Genomic DNA, 22,468 nt, shown 5'->3' on the forward strand with positions numbered 1-22,468 from the left:
TAATGAATAAACAAGCTTTACATGAACAATCGCTTAGCGAACAAATAGAAAATATGCTTGTTGAGCGTAATTTACGAGGTATGAAAAACTTACAAACTCAGCTTAGTGCAGGTTATTGCTTACGTGCCGCTCAAGTAATGCGTGACATCAAAGGTACGGTACTTATTGGTACGGGTTTTCCTGTAGAAGACACGTTTGAAACGGATGGGCCGGTTGGCGCATTAATTTTATATCGCGCGCTGGAATTTTTAGGAGCAACGCCTGTACTGGTTTGCGGCACTCAGATGGCAACGGCTTTTCAGCATGATTACCGAACTTGTATGATCAGTGTGGGTAATAAAGATATTGGCTTATTGGAAGCAAAACGTGCCTTAGCACATTTTCAACCACAAGCTATTATTTCAATAGAGTGCCCTGGTTTAGCTGAAAATGGTTGTTATCATAATATGCGGGCTGAAGATATTAGTGCCCGAGCTGCCTGCTTTGATTTTTTTATGGATGAAGCAAATTGTCCAACCATTGCAATTGGTGATGGTGGTAATGAAATTGGTATGGGTAATGTTAAAGCGTTTTTAGCTGAGCTAGATATCATTCCTGCGGTAACTGAGTGTGATGAATTGATCATTAGTGACGTTTCAAATTGGGGCGTTTATGGCATTTTAGCGTTCTTAAGTATTTGGTCTAATCATGATTTATTAAATGAGACTAGCCCAGAGAAAATATTAAAATATATTTCAAATTTAGGCAGCGTAGATGGTGTTACCCGTAAAAATGAATTAACAGAAGATAGCCTACCTGTAGCGGAAGGTATTGCTTTGATTAAGCGAATTAGAACATTAATTGGTTATTAATATACTTGCCTATGTACATGGCTCAGGACGTCATCCCCGTGGTGTTTTTGCCTACAGGACGTAGGTACTTAGCTTTGGTCTGGAACCACAAAGCTGAATCGGGGTTCCAGTTTCTAAAAAGTGATGGATCTTCGATCAAAGACTTCGAAGATACGCTACATGGATGTAGTTTATTAGACAATGCAGGAGCATATTGTCCTGACGTTTACTGCAAGCTCCTGAGTTAACTACATAGGCATGTTAATATATGTATACCCGTTCCACTTGAAGATGCACGAGCATCTTCAAGTGGAACGGTTATAGTAGAATTATAGGAAACTTAGAATGAGCACAGTGTTTTTAAATGGCAACTATATGCCTATTGAAGAAGCCAAAATTTCCCCCCTAGATCGTGGTTTTTTATTTGGCGACGGCATATATGAATTGATCCCGTCATATTTTGGTAAAATGGTTGGTTTTCAAGGTCATATAAACCGTATTAATGATGGACTTAATGCGATTGGAATTGAGTTAAATTGGAGTGATGCACAATGGCAAGAATTGTGTGACACCTTAAGTAAAAAAAATGGTGCTGGCCCATTAGGCATTTATTTACATGTGAGTCGCGGTACAGATACTAAACGTTTTCATGCTTTTCCAAAAAATATTACTCCGACGGTATTTGCAATGGCTTTTGAAATTCCTGTCCCTAAAACACCAGATTTAGCCACAGTAGGCAAAGGTTATGCGTTGATTAGTAGTGAAGATTTACGTTGGAAACGTTGTCAAATAAAATCAACTTCGTTACTCGGCAATGTTTTACATTTTCAAGAAGCTTATGCAGCAGGTAGCCAAGAAACCTTACTTTATAATAGTAATAACGAATTAACGGAAGCTAGTTCATCTAATATTTTTATTGTTAAAGAAGGTGTTATTGCTACGCCTATTGAAGATAATCAAATTTTGCCCGGTATAACTCGTCGCTTAGTTATTGATATATTGGCTAAAGATGGTTCTTTGTCTCTTGAAGAGCGAGTTATTACTCTTGATGAAGTTAACGCGGCAGATGAGATTTGGATCACGAGCTCATCTAAAGAAATTGTCCCTGTTACTCAGCTTGACAGTAAAGTGGTAGGTGATGGTAACGTTGGATTAGTTTGGCTAAAAGCAGCGACTTTATACTCGAAAAACAAATTTTCTTATTAATTTTTTGACTTGAACGTTAAACTTGATCCTATGCCAGTGTCATGAAAACGAGGTCTCTTGCGGCCGATAAATTAATAAAATCCCATGAAAAATTGGTGTTTTTCAACAGAGTTATCTACATTTAGAGTATGGTAATTCTTTTATATTTGTGCACCAACGGTCATCATCATAATAGCGTGTTCGACGATCACTGGTTTAGGTTCAAATTTCTGTGTGAATAAACCGACGGTATGATGTACCGACAAGCCAAGGGTGAATAGATATATTATCTTTTGTTTAATGCTTAATACTTAAGGATTTATGATGGAGTCTCTAAAAGTTCAAGAATATATGAACCATTATCCAGTTACTTTTACAGCAGACATGGGTGTAGAAGAAGCATCTCTGCGCTTTTTAAAAACCAAACAAATTGGCGGTCCAGTTATTGATAATATGGGTAAGCTAATTGGCTTTTTATCTGAAAGTGATATCTTAGCCAAAATGCTCGAAACCATTTATCATAATGAACATATTGCAGATGTTGCCGACTTAATGCGTAAAGACGTCTTAACAATGAAGCCTTACGATAGCGTTATGGAATTGGGGCAATTAATGTTGAAAAACAAGCCAAAGGTTTATCCGGTAATTGATGATGACGGTAATCTATTGGGTACTATTTGTCGTAATGATGTTTTACATGCGATAGACAGGCATTTACGCGCTAATTTGAAAGCAGGTAAAACCCATGCAGCTCACTAACAACGATTTATGTAACTGATAAACCTCCTCCTTTGAGGACGGCTAAGCAAAACATGCTTATCGATACATCTGTATTTAATAAATACGATTAAATACAGATGTATCTTGAACGTGTACCGCCCAAGCGTTCTGAAGCTCGCTTATTGAAGTGGCTTGGGTATATGCAATATACCTGATAAAATAGACTTTATATGTTGTTCTGTCCTTTTTTGAGTAGTAGAGTCTAGTTTGCTTTCTGATAATCCCCCCGTTAAAACACCCAATGTTCAAGCTTTATTTGATCTTTTAACTCAAGTTAAAAAATCAGATTTACCACGATTAAAAAAACAATTATTGCATCATAAACGAATTATCAGCCAGCTAAAGTCGTCTGATAATTCAGCCGTAGCTAAGCTTGAGCAACAAGCAAAGCACCTTGACCGAACGGCAAAAGCAATTGAGCAATCGATCACTGAAAAGCAGCAAAAATTACAAAACGTACCTAAGGTAAGTTATCCAGATGGTTTACCTATTAGCGAAAATGCTGAGCTAATTTCTCAGACCATTAGTAATAATCAAGTGGTGATTATTGCCGGTGAGACGGGCTCAGGTAAAACCACACAAATTCCAAAAATTTGTCTGGCGTTAGGTCGTGGTGTTGATGGACTTATTGGTCATACTCAGCCGCGCAGAATTGCCGCTAGAACAGTGGCAAACCGTATCGCTGAAGAGCTTAATACCAAATTGGGTGAGCAGGTAGGTTATAAAGTTCGTTTTAACGATCAAGTGAGTAGTCATAGTTATATAAAACTAATGACAGACGGTATTTTATTGGCGGAAATGCAAAAAGATCGATTACTTCGCCAATACGACACCATCATTATTGATGAGGCGCATGAACGCAGTTTAAATATTGATTTTATTTTAGGTTATTTGCGACAAATTTTACCAAAGCGTCCCGATTTAAAAGTTATTGTTACCTCAGCAACCATCGACCCTCAACGCTTTGCTAATCATTTTGCTGATAAATCAGGTAAACCAGCCCCTGTTATCGAAGTTTCTGGCAGAACTTATCCGGTGGAAATGCGTTACCGACCTTTAAATGAAAGCTCTCAACAAGGTAGCAGTGATGAAAAGCAGCTTTCATCTACTGACGGCTCTTATGAAGGTAAAGATATCATTAGCGGTATCCTCGATGCGGTTGATGAGTTATCTGAAATTACCCATGCTAGTCAAGGGCAAGGGGATATTCTTATTTTCCTTAATGGCGAACGAGAAATTCGTGATACTGCACTTGCGTTAAATAAAGCCAATTTACGTCATACGCAAATTCTTCCACTTTATGCCCGCTTAACCATTAGCGAACAAAATAGAATTTTCAAACCCCATACTGGCCGAAATATAGTACTTGCAACCAACGTTGCCGAAACATCTTTAACAGTACCGGGCATTAAATATGTTATTGACCCAGGTACTGCCCGCATTTCTCGCTACAGTTATCGTACAAAAGTACAGCGTTTACCCATAGAAGCCATTTCACAAGCCAGTGCTAATCAAAGAGCAGGGCGTTGTGGTCGTGTGTCATCGGGTATTTGTATACGTTTGTACAGTGAAGATGATTATCTTAATAGACCAGAATTTACTGATCCTGAAATATTGCGTACTAATTTAGCGACCGTTATTTTACAAATGCTGGCGTTAGATCTAGGTGAAATTGGTAATTTCCCTTTTGTTGAGCCACCAGACAATAGAAACATTAATGATGGTGTTAAATTACTAGAAGAACTGGCAGCGATAGACAATACGGTTAATAGTAATAACCGTCATACGCAATTAACAAAATCAGGACGATTGTTATCCAAATTTGCGATAGATCCTCGTTTAGCAAAAATGGTATTAACGGCGATTGACTTAGGTTGTGTTGAACAAGTGTTGATTATTGTTAGCGCACTTAGTATTCAAGATCCCCGTGAAAGGCCGCACGAAAAGCAGCAAGCCGCTGATGAAAAACACAACCGCTTTAAAGACAAACAGTCAGATTTTATTAGTCTGCTTAATTTATGGCAGTATGTTAATGGCCAGCAGAGAGATTTATCGCAAAACCATTTTAGAAAACTATGTCAGCGCGAGTTTTTATCTTATGTGCGTTTACGTGAATGGCAGGATATTTTTAGCCAACTTAAATTAACGTTAAAAGAACAAAAGATATCGCTCACGTCTGTTGATTATCAATTCTCGGTTGCTGAGATAGGTAATGACAATAATCAGAAAAAACAAGAGGCTAATATTCCATCAAGCCTAGTATCTGTACATCAGGCATTACTTTCTGGTTTATTGAGTCATTTAGGGCAGCAAGACGAAAACAGAGAATTTAAAGGCGCTCGTGGTAGTAAGTTCTTTATTTTTCCAGGATCAGCGCTAGCGAAAAAACCGCCAAAGTGGTTAATGTCAGCAGAGCTTGTTGAAACTAGCCGTTTATTTGCTCGCATGAATGCCCGTATAGATCCCCTGTGGATAGAGCCATTAGCCGAACATTTATTAAAGCGTAGTTATAGTGAGCCTCACTGGGAGAAGAAACAAGGGGCTGTAATGGCCTTTGAACAGGTCAGCCTTTATGGGTTGAGCATTGTTACTAAGCGTAAAATTAACTTCAATAAAATTGAACCTGATACTTGTAGAGAGCTGTTTATTCGTGAAGCGCTTGTTAATGGTGATTGTGTTATTAAAGAAAAGTTTTTAACAGAAAACCAAACCTTAGTTACCAGTATTGAAGCGTTAGAACAAAAAGCGCGCCGTAAAGATTTTCTGATTGATGAGCAGCAGCTTGTTGAATTTTATGCTGATAAATTACCTGAAACGGTTATTTGTCAACGTAGCTTTTTAGCTTGGTGGAAAAAGGCAAAACAAAAAAATAGTCAGTTACTTAATTTCACTAAAGAATTTCTACTTAATGAATCATCAAATGAGTTATCAATTAAAGAATACCCTGATACATGGCAGCAAGGTAATTTAACCCTACCGTTAGCATATCATTTTAGCCCAGGTGATGCGGATGATGGTATTAGTGTGATTATTCCTATCACTATGTTAAATCAGTGCCAAAATGAAGGTTTTGACTGGCTAATTCCAGCACTTCGTTATGATTTAGTGGTGGCATTAATTAAGGCCTTGCCAAAAGCATTACGACGTAACTTTGTGCCAGCGCCTAATTATGCAGAAGCTTGTTTAGCGAATATGAACGCCGCGCAAGGAAACTTAGTTGATGCCTTAGCTAAGCAACTATTACGTATGACAGGCGTAAGATTACCTGAAGATGCTTGGCATGAAGTTGAGTTACCACTGCACTTAACGATGAATTTTCAAATTGTTAATGAAAAAGGACAATTATTAAAGCAGGGGCGAGATCTTAATTTACTAAAAGCTGAACTCCAAGGAAAAGTTAAAGCGTCAATTAAACAAGTGGCCGAGAAGGGCATTGAAAAAAGTAAATTAATTCAATGGGATTTTGGTAATTTAGCGCAAAGTTATGAGAAAAAAGTAGCAAATATAACTATTAAAGCGTTTCCTGCTTTGGTCGATCATAACAGCAGTGTTGCTATTGAATTATTTGAACAACAAGAACACGCTGAGCAAGCTATGTTGAATGGTATTAGTCGTTTAATTTTATTAAATATACCTTCGCCACTAAAATATTTACAAGAAAAACTGCCCAATAAAGCTAAGCTAGGTTTGTATTTTAATCCTTTTGGCTCTATTGCTGATTTATTGCAAGACTGTATTCAAGCTGCTTGTGTTTATTTAGTTAAGCAATACTTACAAAATAATAAATTAGAGCACTTACCACGAACTGAAAGTGATTTTGACTTAATACGAGATTATGTCCGTGCAGAAATTTCAGATTGTGTACTAATAGCCGCTATTAAAGTAGAGCAAGCATTGAACTTAAGACACGATGTCGCTAAAAAGTTAAAGGGAAGCGTACCGCTAAATGTTATTCAGTCTCATGGTGATGTAAAACAGCAAAGTGGCAGTTTAGTTTTTAAAGGTTTTGTAAATGCTTCAGGTATCGAGAAGTTAGATGATATTATTCGATACCTAAAAGGAATAGTCCGTCGTTTAGAGAAATTACCAATAGATCCTAATCAAGACAGATTAAAGCTCATTGATGTAAATAAAGCGGTTGATAAATATAACAGTGTGTTGTCAGCACAGCGAAAAGACAAACCCATAGCACAAGATATTTTAGCGACTAAGTGGATGATCGAAGAATTACGAATTTCATTATTCGCTCAAAATTTAGGTACAGCACAGCCGATATCATTGAAACGAATCTTTAATCACCTAAAAAGCTTTTCATAGTTATACCAATTGAAGTAATGAATAAATCATTCAGCGAGAATTAAAAGGTGTAGAGGCAGCAGGTTCATAGTTCCAGACTGAACCTAAGCACCTACATCAGGAGAATGTGCGTCCTGCATTCTCTAATAAGGTACTTCCTGTACCGTCATGTAGGCAAGGCATTGATTGAAGAGAATGGTTGTTCAGGAGAATATGCTCCTGCATTCTCTAATAAGCTTCATCCATGTAGCGCCATTGTCGAAATTAATAACGCCGCATATATACCTTTTAAACTCGCCCTTGGGAGCTTGTCAGGAAAGTGATAACCTCACAAATTTGTTGGATATAGAGTGACTATATACGCACAAATTTTGCTTGTTCTAACTTCCCTGACACTGCTCTGAATTAATTCATGCATTATTTCATTTGGGTATTAATTGACACATAGGCTTAAGCTACGTATAAATAACGAAACGGTTTTTTATTTGATTATTTAATTATAATTCACCTTACGTTAACTGTTTCGTCATTTCGTAGGTTGTTATACGGATCTTTTGTGTTTGTTTTGAAAGTATTAATCAACAAAGCATAAGGATGACAGTAGGTGATAGTTATATTACATTGGAGTACGAATGATAAATTATGATGACAAACGTGATTTTTACCGCATGATGCTAAACAGCGAGGTAATTGTTACCATTATTGATGATGAGGCTAATAGCCAAATAACAGCTACTTGTCGAGATTTAAGTGCTACTGGTATGGCAATTGAAATAGAACACCCATTGGCAATATCTACCCATGTAAAAATTAAACTAGACTCAGCATCGGATCTAGTGCAAGACCTTGATATTCTGGGTAAAGTAGTGAGGGTAGATGAAGAATGTGAAGGGTGTTATCTAGTTGGAATTGCTATAGAGGAATTAGATTAATTTAGTTTCTAATTAATAGTTAATAGTTACGAGTTACGAAGACACTATACTGAGCATGTAATGACTGAGTATGTAATGTCTTCGAAACGCGATACTTTTCTTTCTCGTTTACTTGACTTAAATTAACTTAAACAAGGTGTTTTTTAGTAATAATTAATACTTTTAGTGTATTTGATGCGCCAACTGTTTCCATTAAATCGCCATGAGTCACAATGACTTTATCACCTACTTTTAAGTCCGCTTTTTGACATACGGCTTTAAGTATATCGTTGTCTAAGCTTTCATTATCACTTTGCTTTGAATCAAAGGCAACAGGATAAACACCGCGATAAATAGCAGTTTTGTTTAATGTTTTAGCATGACGAGACAAAGAGTAAATAGGCAAGCCTGAAGTAATACGAGACATTAACTTACTGGTTTGGCCTGACTCAGTTAAGGCTATAATAGCTTTAACTCCCTCTAAATGATTAGCTGCATACATGGCTGATATGGCAATAGTTTCAGATACTTCAGTAAAGGTTAAATTCATTCTGTGATTTGAAATATTTACCGAACGATGTTTTTCAGCGCCAACACAAACGCCAGCCATTGCCGTGACTGTTTCAACAGGGTATTTACCTGCAGCTGTTTCAGCACTAAGCATTACTGCATCAGTACCGTCTAATACCGCATTTGCTACATCCATAACCTCAGCACGCGTTGGCATAGGTTGCTCAATCATGGTTTCCATCATTTGTGTAGCCGTAATTACCACACGATTTAATTGACGAGAACGGGCGATAATATGCTTTTGTTTACCAACAAGCTCTGCATCACCAATTTCTACCCCTAAATCACCACGAGCAACCATAACAACATCAGAGGCTAGAATAATACCATCAAGTATTTTGTCATCATTTACCGCTTCTGCACGTTCAATTTTTGATACTAAACGGGCATCACAACCGGCTTCTTGTGCGAGTAAACGTGCTTCGCGCATATCTGCTGCATCACGAGGAAAAGAAACTGCAAGGAAATCGACATTGATTTTAGCGGCTAATTTAATATCTTCTTTATCTTTAACGGTTAATGCCGGCGCTGTTAAACCACCACCTTGACGGTTAATGCCTTTATTATTAGATAATGGACCACCAACGGTAACTTCTGTAAATACAGAAGTATCAGATGTTGACAGTACCTTTAATTGTACGCGACCATCATCAAGCAATAAAATATCGCCGGTATTAACATCTTGTACTAATTTTTTATAATCAATACCTACTTTTTCTTGGCAACCTAAGCCTTTATCTAAAGTGGCATCAAGTTCAAATTTATCACCAATAGCGAGCTTTATTGGACCATCTTTGAAGGTTGATACACGTATTTTAGGACCTTGTAGATCACCTAGAATACCAACATAAATACCTAATTCCTTTGCCACTTCGCGAACATTATTAGCTCTGTCGATATGATCTTGTGGAATTCCGTGAGAAAAATTAAGTCTCACAACGTTTACACCAGCATCCAGTACTGATTTCAATATGTCTCTATCATCGGTTGCCGGACCAAGCGTGGCAACAATTTTTGTTCTTCTAGGCATGTTAATCCTTATTTATTTCTTTAAATGGTTCTTACGTTAGTGTGCGTTGTATTTTTTGTAAAAATAAACGGTTAATCTTTTCTATCAAAGCGTGAGCTTCTTAAACTATCTTTTACTTTTTTCAAATTATCTCTAAATTTACTACCTCTGCGTAAGGTGAAGCCGGTAGCCAATACATCAATTAATGCTAATTGAGCAATTCTAGAGGCCATTGGCATATATAGGTCTGTATCCTCGCTAACATCGAGCGATAAAACGATGCTACATTCTTTAGCTAATGGTGTATCTTTTGAAGTGATACCAATCACGGTTGCATCATTTTCTTTAGCCAAACTTGCTACTTCAACCAGTGATTTAGTTCTACCCGTATGAGAAATAACAATGACAACATCACCTTGGCGACTATTTATAGCACTCATACGTTGCATTAATATGTCATCGAAATAAACAACAGGTACATTAAAGCGAAAAAATTTATTTTGAGCATCATGGGCGACAACTGCGGAAGCACCTAGACCAAAAAAAGAAATCTTATTGGCTTGGGTTAACACATCAACTGAGCGGTTGATTAACATTGGATCTAAACTTTTACGCGCCAATTCAAGATTAGCCATAGTCGATTCAAAAATTTTAGACATATATTCTTCGGCACTATCAGTTTCATCCACATGGCGGTTAACATAGGGAGTACCGTTAGCTAAACTTTGCGCTAAGTGAAGTTTGAAATCGGGATAACCCTTAGTATCTAAACGACGACAAAAGCGGTTCACCGTAGGTTCACTTATGTTAGCTTCTTTAGCTAATGCAGCTATACTTGAGTGTATAACCGTATTGGGTGAAGATAATATTACTTCAGCTACTTTACGTTCTGATTTACTTAATGTGTCTAGTTCGTTTGTGATCTTTTCTAATATATTCATTATCGTGTGATCCTAGATCTACTTATATTAGCCAGCAATATTTATATTTGATGGCAAGTAAAGTGTATATTTAATGCTCAACGGTTGACTGTTATTCCTTTACTGTAATTTATTTTCTTCTTAAGTAACAGGAAAAATGAAATTTTATTCCATAATTAGGACTGATATAATGTAAAACGGTTGAAATATGCAAGTATTCAATTAATAAACAGGGGTTCTATACAGTGATTTATTAATATATTATGTTTGTAACACCATCTAATAAGTAAGTTTACCTAGGTTTAATAGCCATTTTTATGATATTTACAAATAAAATGTAATAAAATTACAAAAAGTTCTTTACTGATGGACATTCAGGCGCTAAATTAGATGTATATGTAGTTTAGTTACAATACTGCTATTTAATAATTATCAATTTAGTACGCAGTCATTAATGAAATGAACTTATCCATCAAAGCCCTAATTAGAAAATAAGGTCAGAGAGTTTTATGAAGAAATTAGATTGTCAGTCTGCCAGTGAAATCGTTATTTTTGGTGCTTTAGGTGATTTGTCACGCCGCAAACTTTTGCCTGCATTATACCAACTAGAGGTATGTGGGTTAATTAATGAAAGAAGCCGCATTGTTGCTGTTGCTCGTCCAACACACACTATTGAAGAGTTTAAAAGTTTTGTGTTAGAAAACCTTAATAACTTTGTTAAGGAAGAAATAGATGAAGATGTTTTAGCACGCTTTATGGCACGTTTAGTCTATCAACAGCTTGATATGAAAGAAGCTTCTGCTTATAGCAATTTAGCCGATACTTTATCAGGTGGAAATAGTACCCGTGTTTATTATTTCTCTACGCCACCTGCTATCTATGGCGATATATGTGATGGTCTTAATCACGCTTCACTTATCTGCGATGATGACCGTGTCGTGATGGAAAAGCCTATTGGTCACTGTTTAGAGTCTTCTAAAGTAATAAATAACCAAGTAGCGCGCTTTTTTAATGAAAATCAAATTTATCGTATTGATCATTATCTAGGTAAAGAAACGGTATTAAACCTTTTGGTATTACGTTTTGCTAATTCACTTTTTACCAACAACTGGGATAGAAATAGTATAGATCATGTGCAAATAACGGTTGCTGAAAGTGTTGGTATAGAAGGCCGTTGGGGTTTTTATGATGAAGCGGGCCAAATGCGCGATATGATTCAAAACCATTTATTGCAGATATTATCTTTATTAGCGATGGAGCCTCCTGCGGACTTAAGTGCTGAAAGTATTAGAGCAGAAAAATTAAAAGCAGTTAAAGCGCTTTCTCCTATTGATCGCACCAATGTTAAAGAGAAAACAGTTCGCGGCCAATACGCTGATGGTTTTTTAAATGGTGTTGCCGTACCTGGATATTTGAACGAAGAAGGTGCTATTGCTAATAGTAAAACAGAAACATTTGTTGCAATTAAAGCCGAAATAGATAATTGGCGATGGTCGGGTGTGCCATTCTATTTACGAACCGGTAAGCGTATGCCAGCTAAGCACAGTGAAATTGTTGTGCACTTTAAAGAGCAGCCACACAACATCTTTAAGGACAGTTATAGCGAGTTACCTTCAAACAAGTTAACCATACGTTTGCAACCTGATGAAGGGGTAGAATTGCAAATGATGAATAAAATTCCTGGCATTGCATCGCAAATGAATATTCAAGAAAATAAACTAGATTTGAGTTTCAGTGATACTTATCAAGATCAAAGGGTAATTGATGCATATGAACGCTTAATGCTAGAAGTATTAAATGGTAATCAGTCATTGTTTGTTAGTCGTGACGAAGTTGAAGCAGCTTGGACATGGGCTGATAGTATTATTGATGCATGGCAGGCAACCAGTGAAGCACCTAAACCATATGCAGCAGGCTCATGGGGGCCAGTATCATCAATTTCATTAATTGCGCGTGATGATCGCCAGTGGGTAGAGTAACCATGTTTAAGCAAAATGATTTTGAAACCCGTGAAGCGTTAGATATTGCTTTAGCAGACAAAGTGAGTGAAATACTTCAACAAGCCATTTCACTAAAAGGTAAAGCGAGTATTGCGGTTTCAGGTGGCTCTACACCGAAAGGATTTTTTAAAGTGTTATCACATAAAGATATTGACTGGAAAAAGGTCACTATTACTTTAGCTGATGAACGTTGGGTTGATATTACCTCAGATGCTAGTAATACCCGTTTAGTGCATGAAAATTTATTACAAAATAAAGCATCTGTAGCCAAGTTTTTTCACTTAAAGCAGGGTGAAGTACTTTGTGACGATACTTTAGCTGACCTTAATGTTGCGGCTCACAATGCATTGTTACCCTTAGATGTACTTATTTTAGGTATGGGTGAAGATGGTCACACGGCTTCATTATTTCCGTGTAGTGCACAAATCAAACAGGCTTTAGACATTAATAATGAAAATGCTTTAATGGTTGTACAGCCAACAACAGCACCACATCAGCGAATTACTTTTAGTTTTGCCTCATTAAGTCAGAGCAAAAACGTCTTTTTACATTTGTCTGGCGACAGTAAAAAACAAGTATTAGAAAAAGCACTTAACGGTGATGATGTATTTGACATGCCAATTCGTAAATTTCTACAAACTGATAACATTGATACACAAGTATATTGGGCTGTGTAGAACGGAATTTAGATAGTTTTAAACTAGCTATTATATAAATATTGAGAAATAAATTATGAAACAAGAAATTGTAGATATTACTGAGCGAATTATTGCTCGAAGTGCTACCTCAAGAGCTGAATATTTAGTTAAAATAGAGGCAGAAAAATCAAGTACAGTACATCGCGCTAGTTTATCATGCGGTAACTTAGCACATGGTTTTGCTGCCTGTGGTAAAGATGACAAGCAATCATTACGTGGCATACATCATTCAGATATCGCTATTGTTTCTGCTTACAATGACATGCTTAGTGCTCACCAGCCATATCAAACATATCCAGACATTATCAAAGCTGCAGTTAAAGATGCGGGTGGTGTTGCACAATTTGCGGGTGGTGTTCCTGCTATGTGTGACGGAGTTACCCAAGGTCAACCGGGTATGGATTTAAGCCTGATGAGCCGTGATGTGATTGCAATGGCAACCGCTGTTGGTTTATCTCATAACATGTTTGATGGCGCATTAATGTTAGGTATATGTGATAAAATTGTACCTGGCTTACTCATTGCTAGTATGACCTTTGGCCACTTACCAACAGTATTTATTCCTGCAGGTCCAATGCCTTCAGGTCTTCCAAATAAAGAAAAAGCAAGTGTACGTCAGCAATATGCTAAAGGTGAAGTAGACGAAGCAGCATTGCTTGAAGCAGAATCTGCATCATACCACTCTGCAGGTACTTGTACTTTCTTTGGCACAGCAAACTCTAATCAGTTAGTTGTTGAAGTGATGGGCTTACATTTACCAGGTGCCTCTTTTATTGCACCTAACACACCACTTCGAGAAGAACTAACTAAAGCTGCAGCTAGACAGGCAACACGTCTTACGCAACAGTCGGGTAACTATATGCCGATTGGTAAAATGGTTGATGAACGCTCGGTTGTTAATGCCATTGTTGCATTACTTGCAACGGGTGGTTCAACGAATCTAATCATGCACATTATTGCTTTTGCGAAAGCGGCAGGAATTATCATTAACTTTCAAGATTTTAATGATCTTTCTGAAACAGTACCATTGTTAACACGTATTTACCCTAATGGTCATGCTGATATCAATCAATTTCAAGAAGCGGGCGGTATGGCGTTATTATTCCGTGAACTTATTGAGGGTGGTTTAGTCTTTGAAGATGTTGAAACTATTTGTGGTCGTGGTTTAACTCGATACACTAAAAAACCAGTTTTAGAAAACGGTGAGCTTAAGTGGGTTGATTGTGTTGAAAAATCACTTAATGATGCCATTATTGCAACGGTTGCTAAGCCATTTAGTAGTCATGGTGGTTTACGCATGATGAAAGGTAACTTGGGTGTTTCTGTTATTAAAACGTCATCACTTCCAGAAGGCAAGCTTGTCATTAAAGCACCTGCTATTGTTTTTGAAGATCAACATGAGTTACAAACGGCTTTTGATAACGGTGAACTTGAAAAAGATTTTGTTGCAGTAGTACGTTTCCAAGGACCCAAAGCTCGCGGTATGCCTGAGTTACATAAATTAACGCCGCTACTTGGTGTTTTACAAGATAAAGGGTTTAAAGTAGCGTTAGTAACAGATGGTCGTATGTCTGGTGCATCAGGGAAGGTTCCTGCAGCGATACATTTATGTCCAGAAGCGTTAGATGGCGGTTTAATTGCCAAAGTGAAAACGGGTGATATGATCAATCTTGACGGCGAGACAGGTGAATTAACATTATTGGTTGATGAAAAAGAATTGGCCGCACGTGATATAGCTATATTTCAAGTTAATGGACATCATCAAGGTATGGGGCGTGAACTATTTGGTTTTATGCGTCGTAATTTAAGCTCAGCAGAAACTGGTGCTTGCTCATTGTTTGATGAATAAAAAATAACGTGCCTATGTAGATGGTTCAGGAGCGTCATCCCCGTGATTTCTTTGCCTACATGGATGTAGGTACTTAGCTTTGGTCTGGAACTACAAAGCTGAATCGGGGATCTAGTGTTTTAAGCACAATAGATCTTCGATCAGAGACTTCGAAGATGACGTCTACAGTTACATTCTGAGTTAACTGCATAGACATGAAAAATAAATATTATCATTTGGCTAAGTTGCGATTTTAAAAAAGTTAACTTAGCTGTACAAAAATTTAAGTATCAGTGAACTACTGATGCCAAGAGAGTATAGAGGATTTATGACAGTATCAAAAAATTGGCAAATTATGCCAAAGGACATTTTCGCTACAGGCCCAATAGTACCTGTATTAGTTATCAACAAAGTTGAAGATGCCTTGCCAATTGCTGAAGCGTTATTGGCTGCGAATGTAAGAGTGTTAGAAGTAACCTTACGTACGCCTGCGGCACTTGATGTAATAAGCATTATTTCTAAAGAGTTACCTGAAGCTATTATCGGCTCTGGTACTGTGACTAATAGTCACCAATTACAACAATCAATTGATGCGGGTGCTAAATTTGCGATTAGCCCAGGATTAACTAAAGGTTTGTTACAAGCTGGCAGTGAAGGAAGTATTGCGTTAATTCCCGGTATTTCTTCTATTTCAGAATTAATGGACGCTGCTGACTTTGGTTATGATCATTTGAAGTTTTTCCCTGCAGAAGCGTCTGGTGGGGTGAATGCAATTAAATCTATTGGTGGTCCATTCCCGGATATAAAATTCTGCCCAACAGGTGGCATTAACTTAAAAAATGTCCGTGATTATTTAGCATTGTCTAATGTTGCTTGTTGTGGCGGCTCTTGGTTAGTACCTAATAGTGCCGTTGAAAATAAAGATTGGTCAGCGATCACTAAACTTGCAAATGAGGCACTTGCCTACGTTAAGTAAGCGTAAAGTGCATCGTCTTCGTATATGTTGACGGTCTTAACTTTAAAGCCAGCTACTTAGTCGCTGGCTTTTTTGATTGTAGAGCCATCAATAATTGCCAAAGCACTTCAATACAAGTTTCGGTCTAGCTGAATTTTTCCTATAGTGGTTACTTGGTTGCAGGCATTAAAAAAGGCAACTGTTAAAAGTAACAGTTGCCTTTTTAATTAGCTGAACAAAAAAGCTTAAAGTAAGCACTTCAAGCCTTTGTGTAATCAATTAACTTGCTTTAGTCATTCCAGCTGAACTTCTGCTTGTTACATCAGCAGCAATCGCAGTACGACCTGAAACTTGATGTGCCATACGATCTTCATTTGCCATAGCACTGCGTGGAAGTTCGTTCATGGTAGTAATGGTTTCCGTTTTCGTCATTGGTGAAGCAGCGTGACCAGATAAACGATTAGCTTTTTTAACTTGTCTGGCTAATTTTTTATCTTTGATTGGTGACTTTTTCGAAGCCGGAGCGACAACCTTTTTAGCTTTAGTTTTGACAACTTGCTCTGTAGTTAACTCAGGCTCTATAACCAATTCAGGCTTAATTTCAGCTTTTGCCTCAATAGATGTTTCACTCTCTACCTTAACTTCAACGGTAGGTTGAATATCAATGATGCTGTTCTCGCTAGCATTATTATCTGTAACCTTTAGTGTATCTACTTTAGTTTCGGCTTCTACTTCCGCTGTTATCTCAACAGGTGATTCTTGAGCTGATTTAGTTTCTGTATTACTGTCTGTAGTTTGAGCTGGTTCAACATCTGACTTTTGTTCTTCGCTAGTTGTTTCAACATCAGTAAAAGGTAGATCTTGTTGCTTCTCTTGAATTTTAACTTCAACAGAGGGTGTATTTTCAACAGTTGAAGTCTCAACCACTTGCTCTGTAGGGGGAGTTTGATGAGCAGGATAGCGTGCTTCAATAGCATCATTGCTTTGAGTATCTGTTGATGTTTCTTGTACTGTGTCTTCTGCTTTTGTCTCACGACGTCTACGTTGTCCATTAGAACGCAAATGTCTTGGTGAGCGTCTATTACGAGGACGGTCTTCACGAGAAACTTCATTTGAAGGAGTTAACTCAGGAGAGGCAGCCTCAGTAGCATTAACTGCTTCATCAGTGCTATTTATCTGCTCTGATATGCTAGCTTTGTCATTGACGTTCTCTTTTTTATCTTTTTGTTGAGGAGTAATTACCTGTTCAGTATTAGTATTCTCAGGTTTATTAACACGTATTTTTTTACGGTTACTTCTCCGTTGGCGACGCTCTTTTACAACTTCGTCTTTTACCGGTTTGTTTCTATCATGTTCAGGCTTACGAGTTTGAGTTTTAGCTTTGCTCTGAGGCTTTTTAGCTTCATCACGCGTATTACTGTTTCTCTCATCGCTTTTAACATTTTTAGTGTTAGTGCGATCATCATTACGATTGCCACCACGATTATTACGCGAGTTATTACGACGCTGTCCTTGGCGACCACGTTGACTACGGTTATCTTGACGTTTAGGTTGAGTTTCAGGTGTCGGTGCAGGTTCTTCTTTAACTTCTTCTTCAGAAGAAAACAACCCTTTTAACCAAGCAAATAAGCCAGTTGGCTTTTCAATTTTTTCAGTTACCAATGTTGATGATGCATCTTCAGTTTTTGCAACTTTAGGTGCTGCCATTCCTTGACCCATTGATTGGATTAAAGGCTCATCTTGCTTTACGGCTTCTTTATCAAACTTAGGCATTTTGGCTTCTTCAAGTTCAGCCTCTTTAATTCTAATGTCATAGCTAGCTTCAGTAACTGTTTCATCTTTCTTAACACGTAACACTTCGTATTGAGGTGTATCCATATGTGGGTTAGGAATGATTAATACGCGAGCACCATGCTGTTTTTCAATATGCATTACTGAGCGACGTTTCTCATTCAACAAATAAGTTGCTACAGGAACAGGTACTTGTGCTTGAACATGCTGAGTATTATCTTTGATGGCTTCTTCTTCCATCAATCGTAAAATTGATAAAGCTAAAGACTCTACACCACGGACTTGGCCAGTACCACTACAACGAGGGCAAACACCTTGGCTAGTTTCACCAATTGAAGGGCGTAAACGTTGACGTGACATTTCTAATAAACCAAAACGAGAAATTCGACCTAACTGGATACGCGCTCTATCTTGGTGAACAGAATCACGCATGCGATTTTCTACTTCACGTTGATGGCGAACAGGAGTCATATCGATGAAGTCTATTACCACTAAGCCACCTAGATCGCGTAAACGCAATTGACGGGCAACTTCTTCAGCCGCTTCTAAGTTTGTATTAAATGCTGTTTCTTCAATATCGCTACCTTTAGTTGCACGGGCAGAGTTAATATCAATTGAAGTCATTGCTTCAGTAGGGTCTATAACAATAGAGCCACCAGAAGGCAAACGTACTTCGCGTTGAAAAGCAGTCTCAATTTGAGTTTCAATTTGATAATGAGTGAATAAAGGCACATCACTTTCATAGAGTTTTATTTTATTTAGAAAATCAGGACGAACAATTTCAATGTGCTTTTTAACACTTTCAAATGTTTTAGGTCGATCAATAAGTACTTCACCAATATCACGACGTAAATAATCACGTATAGCGCGTAAAATAAGGTTTGTTTCTTGGTGAATTAAAAATGGAGCAGGGCGGCTCTTTCCAGCATCACTTATAGCTTGCCAGTGGTGTAATAGAACATTTAAATCCCATTCTAATTCTTCATAAGCTTTGCCTACGCCAGCGGTGCGAACAATTAAACCCATACCTTTAGGTAGGTCTAACTTGCTTAACGATGCTTTCAATTCAGTACGTTCATCACCTTCAATGCGGCGAGAAATACCACCAGCACGAGGATTGTTTGGCATTAATACTAGGTAACTACCAGCAAGGCTGATAAAAGTAGTAAGGGCTGCGCCTTTTTGACCGCGTTCTTCTTTGTCTATTTGAACGATAACTTCTTGGCCTTCGCGTAACACTTCTTTAATGTTAGGGCGACCTTGGAAACTATAGCCTTTTGGAAAATATTCCCGAGATATTTCTTTCATGGGTAAAAAACCATGACGATCAGCGCCATAGTCAACGAAAGCAGCTTCTAGAGAAGGTTCAATGCGAGTGATTTTTGCTTTGTAAATATTAGATTTTTTTTGTTCATGTCCAGGGCTTTCAATATCTAAATCGTAAAGTTTCTGACCATCTACAAGTGCTACGCGCAATTCTTCTGATTGGGTAGCGTTTATTAACATACGTTTCATAGTTTGTGTGACTCATTTTTAGTCACAACACACCATTTGCTTTACACACAAAGCAATCTGTTTTTTGGTAACAGCAATTTGTCAGCCTCACGGATGTCATAAAATTGATCTGTCATATTACCAGATCAAGCTGTTCTAAATTCTGATTGTTAATTCAATAATATGCTCACAATGCTGTTTTAAGCTCGGTGAGCAGTGTCAATATATTTCTTTATGTGCCCAGCCAGTGCGCCGTGCTTTTTAGTAATCTCATTCCTTGAAGTCTAATAATTAGCGGACGATATTTTTTACGTCTTATTTTTGCTACATCAGACTGTTAGTTGACCTTCGTTAAAAAGGTCAAATGAGTGTTACCAAATAATTTAATAAAATTGCTTTATGGAGTAGGGCTAAATGATATCTTTTTAGTGATAAAACTGTTTATGCTATTTTTAACAAGTTACACGCGTTAAATGTTGCAATAGGCCGTACCTTCAATATGTCACCTTACTTTACTGGTTTGTAGTCGTTTAGTTTTTGTCATAACAAAACTATAAATTCCAGTGGGTGCATATTAATGTGGCCGCAGTTTGCCTCTTACGTCTCTCTGTAAAGCTTCATGCGATAGTGTTTGTTTAGCTAAGCTAGTTAACATTCAATCACTAACGTTTCATTATCACACTATATTGCTTGATAAGCTAATAAAAAACGGGGTAAATGGTGAAATGCCGTAAAAAAAATGTGTTAAACTTCCTGCCATTAAAGAATTGAACCAAAAAGCACAGCAAAATGTCACAAAAACCAGATAACACAGTAGTTCAGGATGATGAGCGACCTAAAGTTCGTTTTATTACCATTGATAGTGAAGACGCAGGGCAGAGAATTGATAATTTCCTACTGAGAACGTTAAAAGGTGTCCCTAAAAGTCATTTATACCGTTTAATGCGTAAAGGAGAGATAAGGGTTAATAAAAAACGAATTAAGCCAGTTTATAAATTAGCTGTGGATGATGTCTTACGTATTGCACCTATTCGCGTCTCTGAAAAAAAGGATACGGTTTCTACAGGGTTAAATATTGTTGCTAATTTAGAAAAACAAATATTGTTTGAAGATGAGAGGTTAATTGTAATCAATAAACCTTCAGGTATGGCTGTACACGGAGGTAGTGGTTTAAGTTTTGGTTTAATTGAAGCGCTTCGAGCACTTCGCCCCGATGCACGTATGCTAGAGCTGGTTCATCGATTAGATAGAGATACGTCAGGTTGTTTAGTGGTTGCTAAAAAACGGTCAGCACTACGCCACTTGCATGAACAATTGCGAAATAAAACCGTACAAAAATTTTATCATGCTTTAGTGAAAGGTCATTGGCCTACTAAACTCACTCGGGTTACGGAAGGATTAAGGAAGAATGATCTTAAATCCGGTGAGCGTGTAGTGATTGTTGATAATATTAATGGTAAAGAATCAGAAACTCGTTTTAGAGTATTAGAACGCTATCGTGGTGCGACGCTAGTACGTGCCTTCCCTGTAACAGGAAGAACTCATCAAATTCGTGTTCATTGTCAGGTGACTGGTCATTCTATTGCAATGGACTCTAAATATGGTCATGAAGATTTTGATGCTGATATGAAGGGCAAGGGCTTAAAACGTTTATTTTTACATGCGGCTAGCATTGAATTTACTCACCCTTTATCAGAAGAACGTTTAAAAATTGAAGCGCCGCTTGAGCCAAGTTTAGAAAAGCTATTGACTAAATTAGTTAGAGAATAATTTCAGATAAAAATAGAAGAGATGTATGCAAAATTATAAATTAGTAATTTTTGATTGGGATGGCACCTTAATGGATTCTGTTGATCGTATTGTTTCTTCAATGCAATCTGCGGCAAAAGCTGTTGGTTTAACTATACCGTCAAATGAAGCCGCGAAACAAATTATTGGTTTAAGCATTCCTGAAGCACTGAAAGCGTTGTTTGAGGGTATTACCGATGAACAAATAGAAATAATGCGATTGCAATATAAGTATCAATACCTGGAAGGCGATACAACGCCAACGCCTTTATTTGCTAATGCTACTAATTTACTTACTCAGTTAAAGCAACAAAATAAGTTGTTGGCAGTCGCTACGGGTAAAGGGAGAGAAGGATTGAACCGCGTATTAAAAGTCAGTGAAACAACTGCCTTTTTTAATACGACTCGTTGTGCGGGTGAAATGCCGTCAAAACCTGATCCCACAATGCTACTTAGTATTTTAGACGAATTAAACTTAGCGCCACATGAGGCTATTATGATTGGTGATACGAGTCATGATTTAAAAATGGCACAAAATGCCGGTGTGGATAGTATTGGCGTGACTTTTGGCGTGCATGACCGAGAAGTGCTTAGTCGATACCAGCCAAAAGTAGTCGTTGATTCTTTGGCTGAGCTACACCAATTGTTGCTCGGCTAGTACATCAAGATCATGTTGTTTTAATAAGCTTACTAGCTTGATAAGCGGTAAGCCAATTAAAGTGTTAGGATCATCACCTTCTAGCTTTTCAAATAAACAAATACCTAAACCTTCGCTTTTAAAACTACCCGCACAGTTATAAGGTTGTTCCGCTTTTAGGTAGCTTTCGATTTCATCTAATGTAAGCGCATTAAAATGCACGATAAAAGGTTCTACTATTGATGTTACCTTTTCGTTTTCGCTATCAAAGACACAAAGCCCAGTATAGAAAGTAACGCTTTTATTACTAAATTTACTGAGTTGCTTTACGCCATTATCAAAGTTATGGGGTTTACCGAGGATTTCGCCCTCACATACGGCTACTTGATCTGAGCCTATAATAAGTGCACTTGGAAATTTGGGTGCAACTGCTTTTGCTTTCTCAATCGCTAAACGTTCAACTAATGCTTGTGGTGTTTCATTTGCTAACGCGGTTTCATCAATATTGGGTTTGGCAGTTTGAAAGGGTAGGTTAAGTTTTTCTAGAATAGATTGTCGAAATACAGAGGTAGAGCCTAATACTAAGGTTTTCATATAAATCCTGAAAGCGTTATTTTGATTTAATTATGTTTATATTTGAGTTTTGATTTAACTAACGTTAACGTAATAATAAAGTGTTATAATTAGACCACTTTAGTCAAAAAATAAACTATTAGCGCTATTATAAGGACAATCTTTAATTTTTAAACAAAATAAGCTAATTTTCTTTTGACACT

15 protein-coding genes are annotated in these 22,468 nt (G+C 37.4%); 11 read left to right on the forward strand and 4 right to left on the reverse strand.

The annotated features are described in order from the left end of the window. Nucleotides 1-2 precede the first annotated feature (2 nt). From DWA31_RS04535 to DWA31_RS04555, 5 genes are all read left to right on the forward strand, one after another. A complete protein-coding gene (locus DWA31_RS04535) occupies nucleotides 3-851 on the forward strand; it encodes a glutamate cyclase domain-containing protein (RefSeq protein ID WP_114325468.1) in 849 nt (282 codons plus the stop codon). Between the two features lie 324 nt (nucleotides 852-1,175). Further along, nucleotides 1,176-2,036 (forward strand): aminotransferase class IV, encoded by an 861-nt coding sequence (locus DWA31_RS04540; protein ID WP_114325469.1) that lies wholly within the window; start codon nucleotides 1,176-1,178, stop codon nucleotides 2,034-2,036. 303 nt (nucleotides 2,037-2,339) lie between these two features. Beyond that, entirely contained in the window at nucleotides 2,340-2,774 is a 435-nt protein-coding gene (locus DWA31_RS04545) for a CBS domain-containing protein (RefSeq protein ID WP_114325470.1), read from the forward strand. Between the two features lie 228 nt (nucleotides 2,775-3,002). Then, nucleotides 3,003-7,112: an ATP-dependent RNA helicase HrpA gene (gene hrpA / locus DWA31_RS04550; protein WP_210725543.1), complete on the forward strand. Its 4,110-nt coding sequence runs from the start codon at nucleotides 3,003-3,005 to the stop codon at nucleotides 7,110-7,112. A 611-nt stretch (nucleotides 7,113-7,723) separates the two neighbouring features. Continuing rightward, nucleotides 7,724-8,023 (forward strand): PilZ domain-containing protein, encoded by a 300-nt coding sequence (locus DWA31_RS04555; RefSeq protein WP_114325471.1) that lies wholly within the window; start codon nucleotides 7,724-7,726, stop codon nucleotides 8,021-8,023. 127 nt (nucleotides 8,024-8,150) lie between these two features. Here the strand turns inward: DWA31_RS04555 and pyk are convergent, their stop codons facing one another. Further along, nucleotides 8,151-9,602 (reverse strand): pyruvate kinase, encoded by a 1,452-nt coding sequence (pyk, locus tag DWA31_RS04560; RefSeq protein WP_114325472.1) that lies wholly within the window; start codon nucleotides 9,600-9,602, stop codon nucleotides 8,151-8,153. Nucleotides 9,603-9,673: 71 nt separating this feature from the next. Then, nucleotides 9,674-10,522, reverse strand: coding sequence for a MurR/RpiR family transcriptional regulator (locus DWA31_RS04565; protein ID WP_114325473.1), 849 nt, complete (start codon nucleotides 10,520-10,522; stop codon nucleotides 9,674-9,676). Between the two features lie 488 nt (nucleotides 10,523-11,010). Here DWA31_RS04565 and zwf point away from each other — a divergent pair, with 488 nt between their 5' ends. From zwf to DWA31_RS04585, 4 genes are all read left to right on the forward strand, one after another. Further along, entirely contained in the window at nucleotides 11,011-12,480 is a 1,470-nt protein-coding gene (gene zwf / locus DWA31_RS04570) for a glucose-6-phosphate dehydrogenase (RefSeq protein WP_114325474.1), read from the forward strand. A gap of 2 nt (nucleotides 12,481-12,482) precedes the next feature. Next, complete coding sequence (gene pgl / locus DWA31_RS04575; protein WP_114325475.1) at nucleotides 12,483-13,178, forward strand: 6-phosphogluconolactonase; 696 nt, start codon at nucleotides 12,483-12,485, stop codon at nucleotides 13,176-13,178. Between the two features lie 55 nt (nucleotides 13,179-13,233). Continuing rightward, nucleotides 13,234-15,048 (forward strand): phosphogluconate dehydratase, encoded by a 1,815-nt coding sequence (gene edd / locus DWA31_RS04580; RefSeq protein ID WP_114325476.1) that lies wholly within the window; start codon nucleotides 13,234-13,236, stop codon nucleotides 15,046-15,048. Nucleotides 15,049-15,355: 307 nt separating this feature from the next. Beyond that, nucleotides 15,356-16,003 (forward strand): bifunctional 4-hydroxy-2-oxoglutarate aldolase/2-dehydro-3-deoxy-phosphogluconate aldolase, encoded by a 648-nt coding sequence (locus DWA31_RS04585; RefSeq protein WP_114325477.1) that lies wholly within the window; start codon nucleotides 15,356-15,358, stop codon nucleotides 16,001-16,003. 258 nt (nucleotides 16,004-16,261) lie between these two features. On the opposite strand, the gene rne is transcribed toward DWA31_RS04585, so the two are convergent. After that, entirely contained in the window at nucleotides 16,262-19,288 is a 3,027-nt protein-coding gene (gene rne, locus DWA31_RS04590; RefSeq protein ID WP_114325478.1) for a ribonuclease E, read from the reverse strand. A 768-nt stretch (nucleotides 19,289-20,056) separates the two neighbouring features. Between rne and rluC the strand changes: the two genes are divergently transcribed. Both rluC and DWA31_RS04600 read left to right on the forward strand, forming a co-directional pair. Then, nucleotides 20,057-21,037, forward strand: a complete 981-nt coding sequence (gene rluC / locus DWA31_RS04595; protein WP_114325479.1) for a 23S rRNA pseudouridine(955/2504/2580) synthase RluC — start codon at nucleotides 20,057-20,059, stop codon at nucleotides 21,035-21,037. A gap of 25 nt (nucleotides 21,038-21,062) precedes the next feature. After that, nucleotides 21,063-21,713, forward strand: coding sequence for an HAD family hydrolase (locus DWA31_RS04600; protein ID WP_114325480.1), 651 nt, complete (start codon nucleotides 21,063-21,065; stop codon nucleotides 21,711-21,713). On the opposite strand, the gene DWA31_RS04605 is transcribed toward DWA31_RS04600, so the two are convergent. Further along, the gene (locus DWA31_RS04605) at nucleotides 21,690-22,286 is read right to left on the reverse strand and encodes a Maf family protein (RefSeq protein ID WP_114325481.1); all 597 of its coding nucleotides are present in this window, start codon (nucleotides 22,284-22,286) and stop codon (nucleotides 21,690-21,692) included. The two genes, DWA31_RS04600 and DWA31_RS04605, sit on opposite strands and share 24 nt — an antisense overlap. Between the last annotated feature and the right edge of the window lie 182 nt (nucleotides 22,287-22,468).

It is taken from the genome of Candidatus Colwellia aromaticivorans (assembly GCF_003333305.1).
Taxonomy (GTDB): domain Bacteria; phylum Pseudomonadota; class Gammaproteobacteria; order Enterobacterales; family Alteromonadaceae; genus Colwellia; species Colwellia aromaticivorans.

Coding starts and splice junctions, on each gene's coding strand:
- DWA31_RS04535 (WP_114325468.1), top strand. CDS start 3: ATGAATAAACAAGCTTTACATGAACAATCGCTTAGCGAACAAATAGAA.
- DWA31_RS04540 (WP_114325469.1), top strand. CDS start 1,176: ATGAGCACAGTGTTTTTAAATGGCAACTATATGCCTATTGAAGAAGCC.
- DWA31_RS04545 (WP_114325470.1), top strand. CDS start 2,340: ATGGAGTCTCTAAAAGTTCAAGAATATATGAACCATTATCCAGTTACT.
- DWA31_RS04555 (WP_114325471.1), top strand. CDS start 7,724: ATGATAAATTATGATGACAAACGTGATTTTTACCGCATGATGCTAAAC.
- pyk (WP_114325472.1), bottom strand. CDS start 9,602: ATGCCTAGAAGAACAAAAATTGTTGCCACGCTTGGTCCGGCAACCGAT.
- DWA31_RS04565 (WP_114325473.1), bottom strand. CDS start 10,522: ATGAATATATTAGAAAAGATCACAAACGAACTAGACACATTAAGTAAA.
- zwf (WP_114325474.1), top strand. CDS start 11,011: ATGAAGAAATTAGATTGTCAGTCTGCCAGTGAAATCGTTATTTTTGGT.
- pgl (WP_114325475.1), top strand. CDS start 12,483: ATGTTTAAGCAAAATGATTTTGAAACCCGTGAAGCGTTAGATATTGCT.
- edd (WP_114325476.1), top strand. CDS start 13,234: ATGAAACAAGAAATTGTAGATATTACTGAGCGAATTATTGCTCGAAGT.
- DWA31_RS04585 (WP_114325477.1), top strand. CDS start 15,356: ATGACAGTATCAAAAAATTGGCAAATTATGCCAAAGGACATTTTCGCT.
- rne (WP_114325478.1), bottom strand. CDS start 19,288: ATGAAACGTATGTTAATAAACGCTACCCAATCAGAAGAATTGCGCGTA.
- rluC (WP_114325479.1), top strand. CDS start 20,057: ATGTCACAAAAACCAGATAACACAGTAGTTCAGGATGATGAGCGACCT.
- DWA31_RS04600 (WP_114325480.1), top strand. CDS start 21,063: ATGCAAAATTATAAATTAGTAATTTTTGATTGGGATGGCACCTTAATG.
- DWA31_RS04605 (WP_114325481.1), bottom strand. CDS start 22,286: ATGAAAACCTTAGTATTAGGCTCTACCTCTGTATTTCGACAATCTATT.